A 569-nucleotide genomic window follows, 5' to 3' on the forward strand; every position below is an offset into this window, starting at 1 on the left:
TGCCCGTTTGCCAAGTTGTGCAAGCGGAAAATTACGCTAAAATATTCACGAACAAATAAGATAAAAAGATGGATAGAAAACAAACAAAAAGAGAAATGTATGTGCCTCCACACATCGAAGTAATAGAAACCGAGGAGGAGAGTTCGCTATTGCGCTGGTCTAATGCACATGGTGGGCACGAAGATGCCGAAGATGAAGACTTCGATACACCCGGATGGGGTGGGACACGAGGATGCCGAAGACGAAGATTTCGACACACGCGGATGGGGAGGACACAGCGATGCCAACGATGAGGCATGGTAAGACCTGCTACCGTAACAAAACAAATCAAGTAAAGAATCAATTTAAAAAAAACGACAACAATGAAAAAATTAACAACAAACCTGCTCCTTTTCGTAGGACTTTTAGCAATGACAGGTTGCGCAAGTGAAGACAACACCCCGCAACCGCAGCCCGAACCCAAAGTGATGACCGAATTTGCCATGGTCGAAGAAAAGCCGGCCTCGCAACTCGCCCCAAGCCGCACGGCAGGCGAATATACCGGTACGAAACTGAAATTCTACTGGACA

The 569-nt window shown here is 46.6% G+C and carries 1 pseudogene; it reads left to right on the plus strand.

From position 1 onward, the window contains the following. Positions 1-362: 362 nt before the first annotated feature. Positions 363-569 (plus strand): annotated as a pseudogene (locus HMPREF0658_RS11475) (hypothetical protein); the annotation flags it as partial.

This window comes from Hoylesella marshii DSM 16973 = JCM 13450, assembly GCF_000146675.1.
Lineage (GTDB): Bacteria > Bacteroidota > Bacteroidia > Bacteroidales > Bacteroidaceae > Prevotella > Prevotella marshii.